The following is a 13780-nucleotide window of genomic DNA, read 5'->3' as shown; positions in this document are numbered from 1 at the left end:
TGCGAACGGACAAGAAGCCGCCGAGTGGTCAGTCGCGGCCGAGGCCGATGGGCATCCGGCCCTCGTCGGTACCGTCGCCGTCCCAGGCCAGCGACAGCGCCGCCGACCACGAGAATCGGTCGCTCCCACGCCCCGCACCCGTCTCGGGGCTGAAGTACTCGCGGAACCCCTCGCGTTCGAGGAGCGAGAGCGAGTCCTCGCGAACGCGCGCGGCCGCCGTCTCAGCGCCCATCCGGCGCAGGCCGCGTTCGACCAGCCAGTTCGTGTTCAACCAGACGGGACCGCGCCAGTACCGGTCGGTGTCCATCTCGGGGCCGACGTACGACGGGACGGCGTAGTCGTAGTCGAAGAACGAGTCGAGGGTCTCGCGCATCCGGTCGAACTGGTCGGGCGTCGGCGCGCCCGCGAGCGTCGGGACGAGACCCGCGATAGAGCGTGCGGGAAGCGGTTCGTCGGCCACGAGGTCGTAGGAGACGAACAGGCCGCGTTCGTCGTCGAACCGCCGGTCCGAGAGCGCCCGTCGCGTCGTCTCGGCCTGTTCGCGCCACCGGGTCGCCTCGCTCTCGTCGCTCGCGTCCGCGGAGAGCGCCGCGAGCGATTCGCAGGCGCGGACGAACAGCGCGTTCGTCAACACGTCTTCGACGACGAACGGCGACGCCTCGCGCAGTCGCGCCTCGTCCCAGTCGAGTTCACGCCCCTGTCTGACGAGGGCGACGTAGCGGTCGTAGTCCCAGTCGGTCGGTCGCTGGTCGGCCAGGTCGTCGTCTTTCCGGTCCTCGCGGACGTACGACACCTCGCCGGGGTCGAAGCGTTCGAGGGGGCCGACCCACGCGGGCGAGTCGTCCATCCCCGTCGCCCACGGGTGGCGAATCCAGACGAGTTCGCCGTCGTCGGAGCGCTCTCGGAGCCACCACTCGCAGTACGCGCGCAGGTCGGGAAGGACGGAGTCGCGGAACGCCTCGTCGCCCGTCACCTCGTAGACGTACCGCGCCGCGGGGACGACCATCGGCGGTTGCGTGATTCCGCTCGTCTCGACGGCGGCGTGGACGGTGCGGTCGGTGCCGACGCGCCACTCATCGGGGCCGGGGAAGTAGCCCTCGGCGTCCGACCAGAACGCTATCTGCGGGACCATCCCGTTCTCCCATCGGGCGTCGAGGAGCGTCCGAATCTCGCGTTTCGCGGCCGCCGGGTCGGCGTGCGCGAGGCCGACGGCGATGAAGGCGCTGTCCCAGTTCCACTGGAAGGGATAGAGCGTCGCCGACGGTATCGTGTAGCCGTCGCGTCGGTTCGCTTCGAGGACCGAGCGGGCGGTGTCGGTGTCCATGCGGGGAGAGCCGCCGCGAGCGAAAAAGCCGTTTCGACCGGGACACTCAGTCGTCGTTTCAGTCTTCAGAAGAGACTTATCCGCCGACAGGATGCATCCGATATGCGCAGACGCCGCCTCCTCGCGACCATCGCCGCCGCGTCCCTCCCCGTCGCCGCCGGCTGTAACGACCCTCGCTCGTCGTCGGAGACGACGCGAGGCGCACCCGCGGAAAAGACGGAATCCGAGACGGACACCGAGACGCCGTCCTCGACTCCCGACGCCGGTCGCGACCCGGAGACGTTCCCGGAGAAGCGGCCCGACTGGCGGCAGGTGATACACGCGGAGACGACGCCCAGAGCCTACGCGCTCTCCGCGCAGCACTACCGGACGCCCGACGACGCCGCGGTGACAGTCGGCTTCACCGCGACGGCGACGGCGAACCACCCCGCCCGACTGGCCGTCTTCCTCAGAAACGCCAACGACTTCGCCAACACGTTTCGCCTCCGCGAGTCGCCAATTCCGGTGACGACGGTCCGAGAGCCGCGGGAGCGAGACGAACCCGAAGCGGTCGGTGAATCGACAGCGACCTGAACGCTACCCGTCGGCGCTCTCGACGAACGCGTCGAACGCGCCCGATTCCGCGTGAAAGTGCCCGTACGTCCCGACCGTTCGGTACTCCGTGAGACCGTCGTTCGCGCCGTCGAACCCCGCGCCGCGAACTACCTCGAACGCGTAGCGGGCGTCCCTGTCCGCCGTCGCCGCCGAGTAGTGGAACTCGTGGCCGCGGACGGTCTCTCCTCGCGGCGCGAGTATCGAGTCACGGCGAGCGCGAAGGCCGACGTGGTCCAGTGCGACGGGGCCGTCCGTCATCCGCGTCGAGACGGGGAGGACGCCCGCCATCTCGTGTTCCTCGCCGTCGTCGGTCCGCAGCGATTCGCCGAGGACCATCGCGCCGCCGCACTCGCCGAAGACGGGCAGGCCCGCCGCCGCCCGGTCGGCGAGCGTCGAGAGCGCGGGCGAGTCCGACAGCGCGGCGGCGTGGCGTTCGGGGTAGCCGCCGGGGAGGTAGACCGCGTCGCAGTCAGGTAGGTCGTCGCCGGCGACGGGCGCGAACGGTTCGACCGTCGCGCGGGCGGCGAGTCGCTCGCGGACCGACGGATAGACGAAACGGAAGGCGTCGTCTTCGGCGACGGCGACGGTGACGGTGGCGTCCGTCGGTTCGGCCGGGCGTTCGGGCGGTGCCTCCACCCGCGGACGGCGGGCGAGTGCGAGCAGTTCCGTCGCGTCGAGGTGGCGCGCCGCCGCCGCGAGTGCGTCGTCGTCCACGGGGGCCTCGCGCCCGCCGTGGAGTCCGAGGTGCCGGTCGGGGACGGAGAGGCCGGCGAGCGGCGGGGTTCGGCCGACGTAGTGCATCGAGTCCGGAATCGCCCCGGCGATACCCTGTTCGTGTCTGCCGCCGTGCGCGCGGGCCGCGAGGACGCCGACCACGTCCACGTCGTACTCCATCCGGTCGGCGTAGGTGCGAAAGCCCAGCGCGGTGGCGGCGACGCTCTCCATCCCCGACGCGGCGTCGACCACGAGGACGACGGGGAGGTCGAGTTTCGCGGCGACGGCGGCGGTGCTCACGTCGCCGTCGTACAGCCCCATCATCCCCTCGACGACGCAGATGTCACCGTCGCGCGCGCCGCGGGCGTACGTTCGCTGCAGGCCGTCGTCGCCCGAAAGCCACGGGTCGAGCGTCCGCGACGGCCGGTCCAGCGAGACGGCGTGGTGGCTCGGGTCGATGAAGTCGGGGCCGGCCTTCGCCGCGACGGGCGTCCGCCCGGCGCGTTCGAGCGACCGACAGACCGCGAGCGTGGCGACGGTCTTGCCCACGCCGGAGGCCGTCCCCGCGAGGACGAACCCGGGGAGGTCCGCGGGGGCCGGAGTGTCTGTCATCACCCGACTCTCCTTCGTTCTCCGTTAAAGAGCTTCGCCGTCGTTCTCGGCTGTGAGAACCCGCGACACCGACGCCCGTTCGTCGGTGACGACGCCGTACGGCGCGTCCGCGGCGGCGGCCGTCGCGCCGCCGTCGTCTTCGGCGTACCGCGAGTCCAACGACGCGCAGAGGGCGTCGCGGACGCACGCGCGGGCCGCCCCGCCGACGTCGGTGGCGCTTCCGGAGTACGAGGCCCGGTCGCCCGCCGGGTCGCACGCGGCGACGACGGCGTCTGTCGTCGTCCCCGGGACGCCCGCCCGCGAGAGAAGCGTCGTCGCCTTCGCCTCGGCGGCGACGGCGACGAGGTTGGCGAGCGCACCGGGCCCGAGCGAGCGCGTGGTTCCGACGAGGACGTTCACCGTCCCGGCGTGGTCGTCCGGCGGCGTCCCGCGCGCGGGTCGGCCGAGTTCGCCGTCCACCGGAAGCGCCGCCGGGTTCGACACGCCCGCCGTGACGACGGCTTCGACGGGGCCGAGACGGGCGCGGCGCGCGTGCCGCATCGAGACGCCCGTGAGGAGCGTCGGCCCCGGTCTTTCGAACCCCGCGGCCGCCAGACGGCGTTCGACGTAGCCGTCCACGTCTCTGTCGTCCCACCCCTCGGGGACGCTCACGTTGTACGCGACGGGGCCGAGTGACTCCCCGCCCGCGTGGCCCGTCGAGAGCCACCGCGTCTTCGGTCTGCGGAGTCTGAGGACGCCGTCGCGGACGGTCGATTCGAACACCTCCGTCATCGGAGTTCGAGGAGCGTCCGAACGAGTTCGTCGTTCTCGTGCGGGCGGCGGACGGCCACGCGCACGTGCGAGTCGAGCGTCGCGAACGTGCGGGCGTCGCGGAGGGCGAACCCTCGTTCGCGCGCGTGTTCGAGGAGTTCGTCCACGTCGCCGTCGACGCCGAGGAGGAGGAACGGCGCGTCCGAGGGGAACACGTCGAACGCCTCGGAGAGTCGCCCGGCCATCCGGTCGCGTTCGGTCCGGACGCGCTGTTTCGTCTCCGCGACGAACGCCTCCTCGCGCATGCAGAACGCGCCCACGTCGGCCGCGGGCGTCGACAGCGACCACGTCGGGCGGGCGGCCTCCATCCGCTCGCCGAGTTCGCCGGCGGCGACGGCGAACCCCATCCGCAGGCCGGGGAGCCCGAACATCTTCGTCAACGACCGGCAGACGACGACGCCCGCCTCGCCGGCGAGACTCGGGTGGTCGGTGAAGTCGAGGAACGCCTCGTCCGCGACGAGGACGGTGTCGGCGTCGCGGCAGTCGGCGAGGTAGTCGCGGAGTTCGTCGGGGTCGTACGCGCCGCCCGTCGGGTTGTTCGGGTTACAGACGACGACGGCGGCGTACTCGGCGGGGTCGGTCGCCAACACCTCGTCGTACGCGACGGCGACGGGCGTGCCTCCCTGAAGCCGTATCTCGCGGTCGTACTCGCCGAAACTCGGTTCGGGGAGGAGCACGTCGTCGCCCGGCGAGAGTACGACGCCGAACGCGAGGCGGAGGGCCGCCATCCCGCCCGCAGTCGGCACGACGTCGTGCGGGTCGCAGTCGACGTAGTCGCTCGCGGCGACGCGGAACGGCACGTAGTCGTCCGCGGGGTAGCGCGCGGCCGCGGCGAACGAGGACTCGAAGGTGAACGCGGTTCCCGACGGTCGCGACGGGTTCGTGTTCGCGCTGAAATCGACGAGTTCGACGTCGTCGTCGCCCCCGTGGGGGACGCGAGAGATGGCGGAGAGGGCGTCAGGGTCCATCGTCGTCCCGGAGACGCGCGAGCACGTCAAGTGTTGCGGTGGTGATGGATTCGAGCGCGTCCGCGCGGTCCGCGAGGTAGAGCGCACCGCCCATCGCCGCGCCCTCCTTGGCGACGCCGTCGGCGTACGCCGACAGGGGACCCGCGTCCGCCGCGTCGAACCCGGGGTCGGTGACGACGAGGTCCACGTCGTGCGCCGCCGTCGCCGCCCGGAGTTCGGGCACGTCCGCGAGGAGGTACGAGGTGGTCGCGAGCGTCAACGGGCCGACGACGCCCGCGTGTCGGACGAGGGCCGCGACGGCGAGCATCTGGGTTCCCCCGCCGAGCACCACCTCGGTGCCGGCTTCGAGTGCGCCGGCGACGAGGCCGCCGGCGACGGCGAGGACGGGGTCGCCGACGAACCGGACGGCGAGTTCCGGCGTGTGGGCCGCCTGTCCGGGTTCTATCTCCGAGGCGGCGAACGCCTCCTCGACGACCGCTCGCTTCAGTTCGACGGGGTTCTCCGGGAGCGACGAGGAGGTGGGCCACTCCTCGCCGAGTGCGCGGAGGACGGCCATCGCCGTCGTCGTCCCGCCGGGAATCGTCTCGCCGACGACGAGTTCGTCGTCTGGAAGCGACCGGCCGAACTGTCTGGCGGCGGCGAACGCGCCCGGCGCGGTCTGGACGGGGTCGGCCTCGCCGACGTCGCGGCCGGGTTTCGCGCCCACGTTGACCGTCGGTGCGCCCGTCGGCTTCGCGAGGCCGCCGTCGACGACGGTCACGTCGAATCCGAGGCGTTCGCGGACGGCGCGGGTGACCGCGGCGGGCGTCGGACAGCCCGTCGGACTGACGGGCGTGACGGGCGCGCGGACGAGTTCGCCGTACTCCAGAATCTCGGCGTCGGCGCTCGGCGTGTGGAGCATCAGGTCTCGCGTCGCGCCCGCGGCGCTGATACCCTCCCGTTCGGCGGTGCGGGTCGTCCCCGCGACGAGCATCAGTCGCATCGGGCCTCCGCGAGTTCGAGGTCCCTCGGTCGGTTCACGTTCACCGCGAGGCGGTCGTCGCACGTCAACTGTACGATGTCCGTCTCGCCCGCGACGACGTTCAGTCCGGTCGGTGCGACCGACCGCCCGTCGTGGTCGAACGCCGTGTCGACGGAGACGCCGAGGCGACGTTTCAGGTCGGCGGGGACGCAAACGGTGACCGACGACGGGGCCGTCGAAGCGTCGTCGGCACCCGCCGAACGCGCGGCGTCGATAGCGTCGTCCACGTGGTCGGCCGCGAGAAGCGGGAGGTCGGCGGCGACGGTCACCGCCGGTCCGTCGACGACGCCGAGCGCCGTCGAGAGGTCGGACACGTACCCCGTCCCGGCCGTCTCGACGACCGAAACGGTCCTCGACTCGACCGATTCGAGGAACCGAGCCGTCTCCGGCGTCGCGGGCGAGACGGCGGCGTACACCGTCTCTGCGCGACTCCCGTCGAGCGCCGAGAGGACGCGCTGAACCATCGGGACGCCGCGGACGGGGACGAGCGGTTTCTCCGTCTCGCCGCCCAACCGAGTCCCGCGTCCGCCGCACATCAGAACAGCGTCCACGCCACCACCCCCGCGTGGAGACCGACGACCCGGCCGAGTTCGTTCGCCGCGCCGAACACGTCGCCGCTGACGCCGCCGAGGTGGTTCTCGGCCCACCGGCCGACGAGGACGGCGCCGGCGACGGGCGAGAGCGCCGCGGCGACGACGCCCGCCTCGCCCGTGACAGGCGCGACGAGGAGAAGCGGGAGGAGCGAGACGGCCACGGGCAGGAGGTTCGAGGCGTCGTTCGCAGACAGGAGCGCCGACCCCATCCCCTCGTGTGCGGCCCGGCCGGTGCAGACGAGCGTCGCCATGCCCGTCTTCGCGCCGACTTCGGCCGCGAGCGCGAGGGCGAACGCGGTTCGGGGGAGCGTCCCGGCGACGCCGAGCGCACCGAGTCCGAGCGCGACGAGCGAGAGCGAGAGCGCCAACGCGCCGCCGACGCCGGTCTGCGAGTCTTTCAGCACCGCGAGACGACGGTCGGGGTCGCCGTGGACGGCCGCCGCGTCGCCCGCGTCCGCGAGGCCGTCCGCGTGCGTGACGCCCGTGAGGAGATACAGCATCGCCAGATACAGCGCAGCGGCCGTCGGCACCGGAATCGGTAGCAAGAGCGGAAGCGCCGCCAACGCCCCGACGAGGTAGCCGACGAGGGTGAACGCGAGGGGCGTCCGGCGGAACGCCTCCCACGCGGCGTCGTCCGCCCCGACGGGGAGGCGCGTGAGGAAGGCGACACCGCCTCTGAGCGCCGTCAGAGCCACGCGACCACCCCCGCGAGGGCGAACGCCAGCAGTCCGGCGCGGGTGGTCAGCCTGACCGCCTGCATCGCGTCGGTGGTCGTCGGGAGCGGCGTCCCCGCGTCGTCGGAGGCCGGGTCGAGGTCGTAGACGCCCGGTTTGGCGAGGCGCGCCGGGAGCGCCGCGGCCATCGTCGCCATCGGCCACCCGGAGTTCGGCGACGGCGGGCGGCGCGCGAGCGTCCGGACGCGGTCGGAGAACGCGAGCGCCGGGTCTCCGGCCGAGACGGCGAGACAGACGGCCGAGAGTCGCGCCGGGAGCCACATGACGGCGTCGTCGAGGCGGGCCGGTGCCCATCCGAGCGGGTTCGAGCGGTAGCCGAACATCGAGTCGAGCGTGTTCACACCCTTGACCCACGCGGCGGCCGCCGCCGCGAGTGCGAGCGAGAACGGGGCGCAGACGGCGAACGCGAGGAGGGGAGAGACGAGGCCGTCGGCGAGGTTCTCCGCGACGCTCTCGACGGCGGCCGAGCGAACGTGCGCGGGGTCCAGTTCGGCGGCGTCGCGTCCGGCCAGCGCGCGGAGTTCGCGACGAGCGGTTTCGAGGTCGGACTCGGCCGCACGGGCCACGTCGCGGGCGGCGTCCGACAGCATCCGAAGACTCGTCACGGAGAACAGGACCAGACCGGCGAGGACTGCACCCGCCCACGGGGAGACGGCGGCACCGACGAGGACGGCGGCGGCGGCGACACCGGCGAACGCGAGGGGAGCGACGACGGCGAGGGCGACGCCGACGAGTCGGGGCGTCGGCCAAGACCGATTCGCCGGCGAGAGGAGGCGGCCGAACAGGGCGACCGGATGCACCCGACTCGGCGGTTCGGCGAACGCGGTGTCGAGGCCGGCCGCGAGGGCGACGGCGAACGCGGCCGTCACGGGCACGGCGACCCCCCCGAAGCGAGGTCGGAGAGCGAGTCCTCCCGAATCGCGGCGGCGACGCGACGGAGACTCGCGCCGTTCACGTCGACGAACCGGCCGCCGACGCCCGTGACGCCGCCGTCCGTCCGCGCGTCGTCGCCGACGTGGACGAGTTCGGCGGGCGGGACACCGAGGTTCCCGGCGAGCGTCTCGAACGCCTGCGGACTCGGTTTACGCCACCCGCAGGCGACGCTCGTCACCTGCGCGTCGAACGCGTCTCGGTCGAGGTCCGACCGGATGAGCGTGCGAGCGACGAGTTCGGGGACGGCGCAGTTCGAGAGCAGGCCGACGGGGCCGCGTTCGGCCGCCGCTTCGAGGGCCGAGACGGCACCGGCCCGGGTTCGAACCTCGGGGTCGAACGCGCTGACGACGGCGCGGCGGGCGGCGTTCGCGGGGGCGTCGACGCCGCGAGACCGGAGGGCCGCGGAGACGTGCGCGGGCAGGGGGACTTCGGCACCGTCGGGCGCGTCGACGTGCACCTCGGTGTAGGCGTCCGGCCAGTCGTCCGGCACGGCGACACCCCTGTCTCGGAGTTCGGTCGCGACCGCCGCCGCGGGGTCGGCCGGTCGGTCCACGGCGACGAGCGTTCCGAACAGGTCGAACGAGATTGCCACTACGTTTGGATTGGTGAAACTGGACTTGAATATGCCGGACGGTGCCGGGTTCGGAGACAGTCTGACGGGGGGAGCGACGACGACGCTACGTCGGCGTCCGGGACCCGGAGCGGAGCGAATCCCACACCCGGAGATAGTGCGCCCAGTAGCCTCGCTGGTCGCCGTACCGGGCGGCGAGGCGGTCCACCTCGTCTCCCGTCACGTCGTCGAGTCCGTATCGGTCGGCGACGACGGCGCGGAATCCGTCGTCGTGCGTCGGCGACGCGTCGAGTCGACCGAAGCCGCGACGCGCGACGAACTCGGCGGCTCGCGGGTCGAACCTCTCCACGTCGCCGAGTCTCTCCGTCAGGTCCGGCGTCGAACGGTCGGCCAACGTCTCGTCGAGAAACGTGTCCGCGAGGGCGAGTACCGTCTCCGTCGTCCGGTCGTCGCCGAGCGTCTCGCGGACCGCATCGGCCCGCGTACGGACCATCGCGGGCGTCGGAAACAGCGACACCGTCTCGTCGCCGACGGCGACCACCCGTCCGAACGACCGGGCGAGTGCGTCGTGGCGACGGGCCGCGACGGCGGAGGACGTCTGCCGTGAGACGGCGGCCCAGCAGGCCGCCTCGAACGGCGTCGAGAAGCGGACGTGGTGGTACCCGAACAGGTCGCGGACGACGGGCGCGAACGCCTCGTCGGTTCGCGCCGCCTCGTACAGTCGAGAGAGGTCGTCCGACAGAGAGAGGGAGGCCTCGAGAGACGCCGCGACGGCGGTTCCGTCGCCCGCGCCGTCCAACCACTCGACGTGCGCCCGAACGGCACCGCGGCCGTCGGACGTGACGCGGGCGACGAACGGGTCCGGCGCGAACCCGCCGGTGACGAGCGTCGACTCCCCGCACGCCCGTCCGCGGGCGCACGGAGCGGACCGCGAGAGCACTCGCACCGACTGGTCGAAGTCGAACGGCGCGGCCGTCGGGAGGGCGAGCGTCGTGTCCCCGGTGAGTGTCATACGCGGTAGTGCGGGGGAACGGGTATGAACCTCGGCCAAGGGGGGAGTGAAAGTAGAACGGGGAGTAAACGGAGCGTTCGAGGCCGTTACCGAATGATGTTCGATTCGAGGTCGCGGCCGAAGAACGTCAGCATCTCCGTGCCCGTCTCGGTGACGGCGACGGTGTCGGAGTGGCGGTAGCCGGCGTCCTCGGTGTAGAGGCCGGGTTCGATGGTGTAGACGTGGCCCGGAGCCATCGTCGCGTCCGACTCGTTCATCTCGGTGTGCTCGGAGGTGCAGTGTTCGCCCCACCCCGAGTCGATGTACGGCGGTTCGTGGCCGCCGAGGCCGATGTTGTGGCCGACGTGGTGTTGCGCCAAGTCGAGGACGCCCTGCTCTTCGAAGTAGTCGTTCACCTCGTCGTCGACGTACGAGAGTTCGACGCCGGGACCGAGCGCGTCGATTGCGATGGTCTGCGCCTCCAGCATGAGTTCGAAGTAGTGGACGTCGTCGGCGGAGGGTTCGCCGACGAACATCGTCCGTTCGAGTTCGGAGTAGTAGCCGTCGACGTTCGCCGTCGCCCCGGTGACGAGGACGTCGCCTTCCGAGAGGCGTTCGTTCGGCGTGTGGCCGTGCGGGAGGGCCGTCTCGCGACCACTGATGTAGCCCGCGTGGACGGGGCCGCCGCCGCGGACGCGGACGGCGTAGCGGTCGCCGAGGGTGTCGAGCATCGCGCGCGACGCTTCGAGCGAGGCGCGTTGGGAGACGGTCGAGGGGTGCGCGCCGACTTCGGTGAAGTCCGCGAGGTACTGGTGGCCGAGGTTGGCCCACTTCGCCGACTCGCGGATGAGGTCGACTTCCGCGTCAGTCTTCTCCCAGCGCATGCGCGTGACCCACGACTGCGTCTCCACGTCGACGAACTCCGAGAGTTTCGGACCCTCGTACCCCATCACGCCCGGCGCGCCGTCGCCGTCTGCGGCGACGGACTGGACGTCGCGTTCCGACAGCATCTCCGCGGCCGTTCGAATCGGGTCCCCGCCGGGGTAGTCGAAGTAGTGGTGGACGGCGTCGATGCGCGGGTTCTCCTGGACGCGTTCGACCTCCAGTCGCGGGACGGTAATCTCCACGCGGTCGTCCGTCACCGCGAGGACGACGGGGCGTTCGGTCTGGATGTGGTGAAAGCCGGTGAGATACTCGATGCTCGTCGCGTCGAACCAGACGGCCGCGTCGGCGTCGGTGTCTGCGAGACGGCCGCGAATCGCGTCGAGTCGTGTCGAGAACTCGGAGGACGGGAGTTTGGTCGCCATACCGAAAGACGCGGTTCTATCACCTTTATTCCTCAGGAGGCGGCCAGTCGCGTGGTGGAGTGACGCCCGGCCGGACGACCGGGACGGAACCGACCTATCGCTCCTCGGGCGGGTCGTGCCGTTCCGCGTCGTCGTCCGCCGCCACGTCGTCCATGATAGCCTCCCCGTCCACGTCGTTCCGGGGGGCGTCGCTCTCCGCGCGGTCGAGGGCCCCGAGGTCGCGCTCCTCGTTGTACTCCTCGTCGCCGCCCGCCTCGCCCGTCAACGCGCCGTAGACGGCTTCTCTGGCCTCTTCGGCGTTCTCGTACTGTTCGTCGAGGCGGTCGAACACGGACCCGAGCGACTCCGTCTCGTTCGGCATGTCGAGCGGTTGGTCGGCGTACTCCTCGGCGAGTTCCTCGGAGCGGACGGGGAACTTCTGCTCGTCGCGCACGAGCGACTCCGTCTCGTCGAGGATACTCTCGACGTGTTCGGCGCGTTCGCTCTTGCGGTCCGACACTCGGTCGAGGTCGCGTTCGTCGCTCGGCATGGGTAGAGCGGGGGTCGCCACGCCCAAAGGCGTGATGGGCGTCCGACAGCATCCCGTGCGGCGGTTCTGTACGGCCGCCACGGAACCGCCGTACGTCTTTATCCGAGACGCCCCGACGACGGAGTGCATGAGTCTCGAAGGTTCTGAAGCACCCGACTTCACGCTCGAAAGCACGAACGGCGACGAACTGACGCTGTCGGACACGCTGGAGGACGGTCCGACCGTCGTCGTCGTCAACCGCGGTCACTGGTGTAGTTTCTGCGCCGAACAACTGCAGACGTTCTCCGAAGTGTCGTACGACCTCTGGTTCCACGACAACGTCGACATCGTCCCCGTCGTCACCGACCCCATCGGTCCGGTGACGGAGATGCGCGACCGCTACGACCTCGACATCCAACTGCTCGCCGACCCCGACGGCGAAGTCGCAGAGCAGTACAGCGGCACCGAACAGACCAGTCACGGCCTGACCGGCATCGCCGCGGTGTACGTCATCGACACGGACGGACAGGTGCGGTACGAACAGGTCGCAGACCACCCCGCCGACCGCACGCAGGGCAACTGGGTCCGCTACTTCATCCGCAACGGCTTCGAAGACCCCTTCGAGGGCTGAACGTTCCCGTTCGACCGTCTCGGCTCGTTTTGTCTGCGAACGCGTCTCACCAGCGGTGATGGACGTGTTCGCGAACGACGTCGTCGTACACCTGTTCGACCTGCCGGTGTCGGTTCGCAGACAGCGACGGTAACGACGACGCGGCGACGTTGTCCGCGATGTGGTCGGCGTCCAACGACCCCGGGATGACCGTCGTGACGGCGTCGTGGTCCAGAATCCAGCGAAGGGCGAGCTGCGCCATCGTCGCGCTGTCCGGCACCGCAGATTCGAGTGCTTCGGCCGCCTCGATACCGACTTCGAACGGGACGCCCGCGAACGTCTCTCCGACGTCGAACGCGTCGCCCTCGCGGTTGTAGTTGCGGTGGTCCTCCTCGGGGAACTCCTCGTCGGCGTCGAACGCGCCGGTCAGGAGTCCAGACGCGAGTGGGACGCGGACGACGACGCCGACGTTCCGTCGCTCCGCCTCCCGGAGGAACCGCTCTGCGGGTCGTTGTCTGAACGGGTTGAAGATTATCTGCACCGTCTCGACGCCGGGGTACTCGATGGCTTTCAACCCCTGTTCGACCTTCTCGACGCTCACGCCGTAGTGCGCTATCTTCCCGTCCGCGCGGAGCGACGAGAGCGCATCGAACGTCTCGGGCCGGTAGTACACCCCCCACGGCGGGCAGTGCAGTTGCAGTAGGTCCAGCGTCTCCGCGCCGAGTTTCTCGCGACTCCGGTCGACGAAGCGTTCGAGGTTCGCCGCGGTGTAGCCGTCGGCCTCGTGGGGGTCCAACCGGCGGCCCGCCTTCGTCGCGACGGTCACGTCGTCCCACGCGTCGCGTTCGTCCAGTACCTCGCCGACGAGGCGTTCGCTCCGGCCGTCGCCGTACACGTCGGCGGTGTCGAGGAAGTCGATTCCCTCGTCGAGGGCGGCGTGAACCGCCTCGCGGCCCGCTTCGTCGGAGAGTTCTCCCCAGTCGCCGCCGAGTTGCCACGTTCCCAATCCGACCTCTCCTACCTCGAACCCGGTCGTTCCGAGCAGTCGTTGGTTCATACTCAGAGGTCCCGCGCGTGCGGAGTAAGTGTGGGTGAAGCGGCAGGGTAGTGGCGGGCGACGAATCGGTCGTCCGACGGTCGCAAGAGAAGTCCGCTCTCTCCGTCTTCGCGAGCGAAGCGAACGAAGGCTCGTGACGAGGGGAACACGCTACCCCGATATGAACTCACTCGCGAATCAGAGATTCGCTCGCTGCTCAAACCGGGTCGAGACGTCCTTCACATTCAGCACCGTTCGCTGTCGCTCACGGGTGCTGAAGTTCAGTCCGCTCTCCCCGATTTGAACGGGGGACAAGCCGATCTACAGTCGGCTGCTCTGCCAGGCTGAGCTAAGAGCGGTCACTCTCACGTAGCCAACCACCCGGTTTAAGAATTACCAATTCGGTCGCGACCGACGCACGTCAGACGCGTGGGAAGATTAAAATAGGCTTGCG

The 13780-nt window shown here is 70.8% G+C and carries 15 protein-coding genes and 1 tRNA gene; 2 read left to right on the top strand and 14 right to left on the bottom strand.

Annotated features, from left to right (window positions below; all coding sequences use genetic code 11):
• Nucleotides 1–28 precede the first annotated feature (28 nt).
• On the bottom strand, nt 29–1324 hold the full coding sequence (locus BM282_RS03660) for an MGH1-like glycoside hydrolase domain-containing protein (RefSeq protein WP_089876859.1): 1296 nt from the start codon (nt 1322–1324) through the stop codon (nt 29–31).
• 102 nt (nt 1325–1426) lie between these two features.
• Here BM282_RS03660 and BM282_RS03655 point away from each other — a divergent pair, with 102 nt between their 5' ends.
• A complete protein-coding gene (locus BM282_RS03655) occupies nt 1427–1897 on the top strand; it encodes a hypothetical protein (RefSeq protein WP_089876854.1) in 471 nt (156 codons plus the stop codon).
• A 3-nt stretch (nt 1898–1900) separates the two neighbouring features.
• Here the strand turns inward: BM282_RS03655 and BM282_RS03650 are convergent, their stop codons facing one another.
• The 11 genes from BM282_RS03650 to BM282_RS03600 all read right to left on the bottom strand — a co-directional run bounded on the left by BM282_RS03650 (nt 1901) and on the right by BM282_RS03600 (nt 11701).
• Nucleotides 1901–3244, bottom strand: a complete 1344-nt coding sequence (locus tag BM282_RS03650) for a cobyrinate a,c-diamide synthase (RefSeq protein ID WP_089876851.1) — start codon at nt 3242–3244, stop codon at nt 1901–1903.
• Between the two features lie 24 nt (nt 3245–3268).
• Complete coding sequence (locus BM282_RS03645; RefSeq protein WP_175501366.1) at nt 3269–4006, bottom strand: adenosylcobinamide amidohydrolase; 738 nt, start codon at nt 4004–4006, stop codon at nt 3269–3271.
• 5 nt (nt 4007–4011) lie between these two features.
• Nucleotides 4012–5022 (bottom strand): threonine-phosphate decarboxylase, encoded by a 1011-nt coding sequence (locus BM282_RS03640; RefSeq protein ID WP_089876847.1) that lies wholly within the window; start codon nt 5020–5022, stop codon nt 4012–4014.
• Nucleotides 5012–6004, bottom strand: coding sequence for a nicotinate-nucleotide--dimethylbenzimidazole phosphoribosyltransferase (locus tag BM282_RS03635; protein ID WP_089876845.1), 993 nt, complete (start codon nt 6002–6004; stop codon nt 5012–5014). Before BM282_RS03635 ends, BM282_RS03640 begins: the two co-directional genes overlap by 11 nt.
• Entirely contained in the window at nt 5995–6579 is a 585-nt protein-coding gene (locus BM282_RS03630) for an NTP transferase domain-containing protein (protein WP_089876843.1), read from the bottom strand. The genes BM282_RS03635 and BM282_RS03630 overlap by 10 nt, the downstream gene beginning before the upstream one ends.
• On the bottom strand, nt 6579–7331 hold the full coding sequence (gene cobS / locus BM282_RS03625; protein ID WP_089876841.1) for an adenosylcobinamide-GDP ribazoletransferase: 753 nt from the start codon (nt 7329–7331) through the stop codon (nt 6579–6581). Before cobS ends, BM282_RS03630 begins: the two co-directional genes overlap by 1 nt.
• Entirely contained in the window at nt 7322–8245 is a 924-nt protein-coding gene (cbiB, locus tag BM282_RS03620; protein ID WP_089876839.1) for an adenosylcobinamide-phosphate synthase CbiB, read from the bottom strand. Before cbiB ends, cobS begins: the two co-directional genes overlap by 10 nt.
• Nucleotides 8236–8895 (bottom strand): HAD family hydrolase, encoded by a 660-nt coding sequence (locus BM282_RS03615; protein WP_089876837.1) that lies wholly within the window; start codon nt 8893–8895, stop codon nt 8236–8238. The genes cbiB and BM282_RS03615 overlap by 10 nt, the downstream gene beginning before the upstream one ends.
• Before the next feature lie 85 nt (nt 8896–8980).
• On the bottom strand, nt 8981–9886 hold the full coding sequence (locus BM282_RS03610) for a DNA-3-methyladenine glycosylase family protein (protein WP_089876835.1): 906 nt from the start codon (nt 9884–9886) through the stop codon (nt 8981–8983).
• Nucleotides 9887–9972: 86 nt separating this feature from the next.
• Nucleotides 9973–11172, bottom strand: a complete 1200-nt coding sequence (locus BM282_RS03605) for a M24 family metallopeptidase (RefSeq protein WP_089876833.1) — start codon at nt 11170–11172, stop codon at nt 9973–9975.
• 94 nt (nt 11173–11266) lie between these two features.
• Complete coding sequence (locus BM282_RS03600) at nt 11267–11701, bottom strand: DUF5789 family protein (protein WP_089876830.1); 435 nt, start codon at nt 11699–11701, stop codon at nt 11267–11269.
• A 127-nt stretch (nt 11702–11828) separates the two neighbouring features.
• Here BM282_RS03600 and BM282_RS03595 point away from each other — a divergent pair, with 127 nt between their 5' ends.
• Complete coding sequence (locus BM282_RS03595) at nt 11829–12311, top strand: peroxiredoxin family protein (protein ID WP_089877363.1); 483 nt, start codon at nt 11829–11831, stop codon at nt 12309–12311.
• A 46-nt stretch (nt 12312–12357) separates the two neighbouring features.
• Here BM282_RS03595 and BM282_RS03590 read toward each other — a convergent pair whose 3' ends face one another.
• Nucleotides 12358–13347: an aldo/keto reductase gene (locus BM282_RS03590; protein ID WP_089876828.1), complete on the bottom strand. Its 990-nt coding sequence runs from the start codon at nt 13345–13347 to the stop codon at nt 12358–12360.
• Nucleotides 13348–13611: 264 nt separating this feature from the next.
• Nucleotides 13612–13685, bottom strand: a tRNA-Tyr gene (locus BM282_RS03585).
• Nucleotides 13686–13780: the final 95 nt, after the last annotated feature.

The sequence above is a fragment of the Halogeometricum limi genome, from assembly GCF_900115785.1.
Classification (GTDB): Archaea; Halobacteriota; Halobacteria; order Halobacteriales; family Haloferacaceae; genus Halogeometricum; species Halogeometricum limi.
Note: the sequence above shows the minus strand (reverse complement) of the source record. Positions and strands in the feature narration are given on the sequence as shown.

Excerpts from the sequence above, each read along its gene's own strand:
- BM282_RS03650 (WP_089876851.1), bottom strand. The coding sequence starts at position 3,244 with ATGACAGACACTCCGGCCCCCGCGGACCTCCCCGGGTTCGTCCTCGCG.
- BM282_RS03610 (WP_089876835.1), bottom strand. The coding sequence starts at position 9,886 with ATGACACTCACCGGGGACACGACGCTCGCCCTCCCGACGGCCGCGCCG.
- BM282_RS03660 (WP_089876859.1), bottom strand. The coding sequence starts at position 1,324 with ATGGACACCGACACCGCCCGCTCGGTCCTCGAAGCGAACCGACGCGAC.
- BM282_RS03635 (WP_089876845.1), bottom strand. The coding sequence starts at position 6,004 with ATGCGACTGATGCTCGTCGCGGGGACGACCCGCACCGCCGAACGGGAG.
- BM282_RS03595 (WP_089877363.1), top strand. The coding sequence starts at position 11,829 with ATGAGTCTCGAAGGTTCTGAAGCACCCGACTTCACGCTCGAAAGCACG.
- BM282_RS03640 (WP_089876847.1), bottom strand. The coding sequence starts at position 5,022 with ATGGACCCTGACGCCCTCTCCGCCATCTCTCGCGTCCCCCACGGGGGC.
- BM282_RS03655 (WP_089876854.1), top strand. The coding sequence starts at position 1,427 with ATGCGCAGACGCCGCCTCCTCGCGACCATCGCCGCCGCGTCCCTCCCC.
- BM282_RS03600 (WP_089876830.1), bottom strand. The coding sequence starts at position 11,701 with ATGCCGAGCGACGAACGCGACCTCGACCGAGTGTCGGACCGCAAGAGC.
- BM282_RS03590 (WP_089876828.1), bottom strand. The coding sequence starts at position 13,347 with ATGAACCAACGACTGCTCGGAACGACCGGGTTCGAGGTAGGAGAGGTC.
- BM282_RS03630 (WP_089876843.1), bottom strand. The coding sequence starts at position 6,579 with ATGTGCGGCGGACGCGGGACTCGGTTGGGCGGCGAGACGGAGAAACCG.
- BM282_RS03605 (WP_089876833.1), bottom strand. The coding sequence starts at position 11,172 with ATGGCGACCAAACTCCCGTCCTCCGAGTTCTCGACACGACTCGACGCG.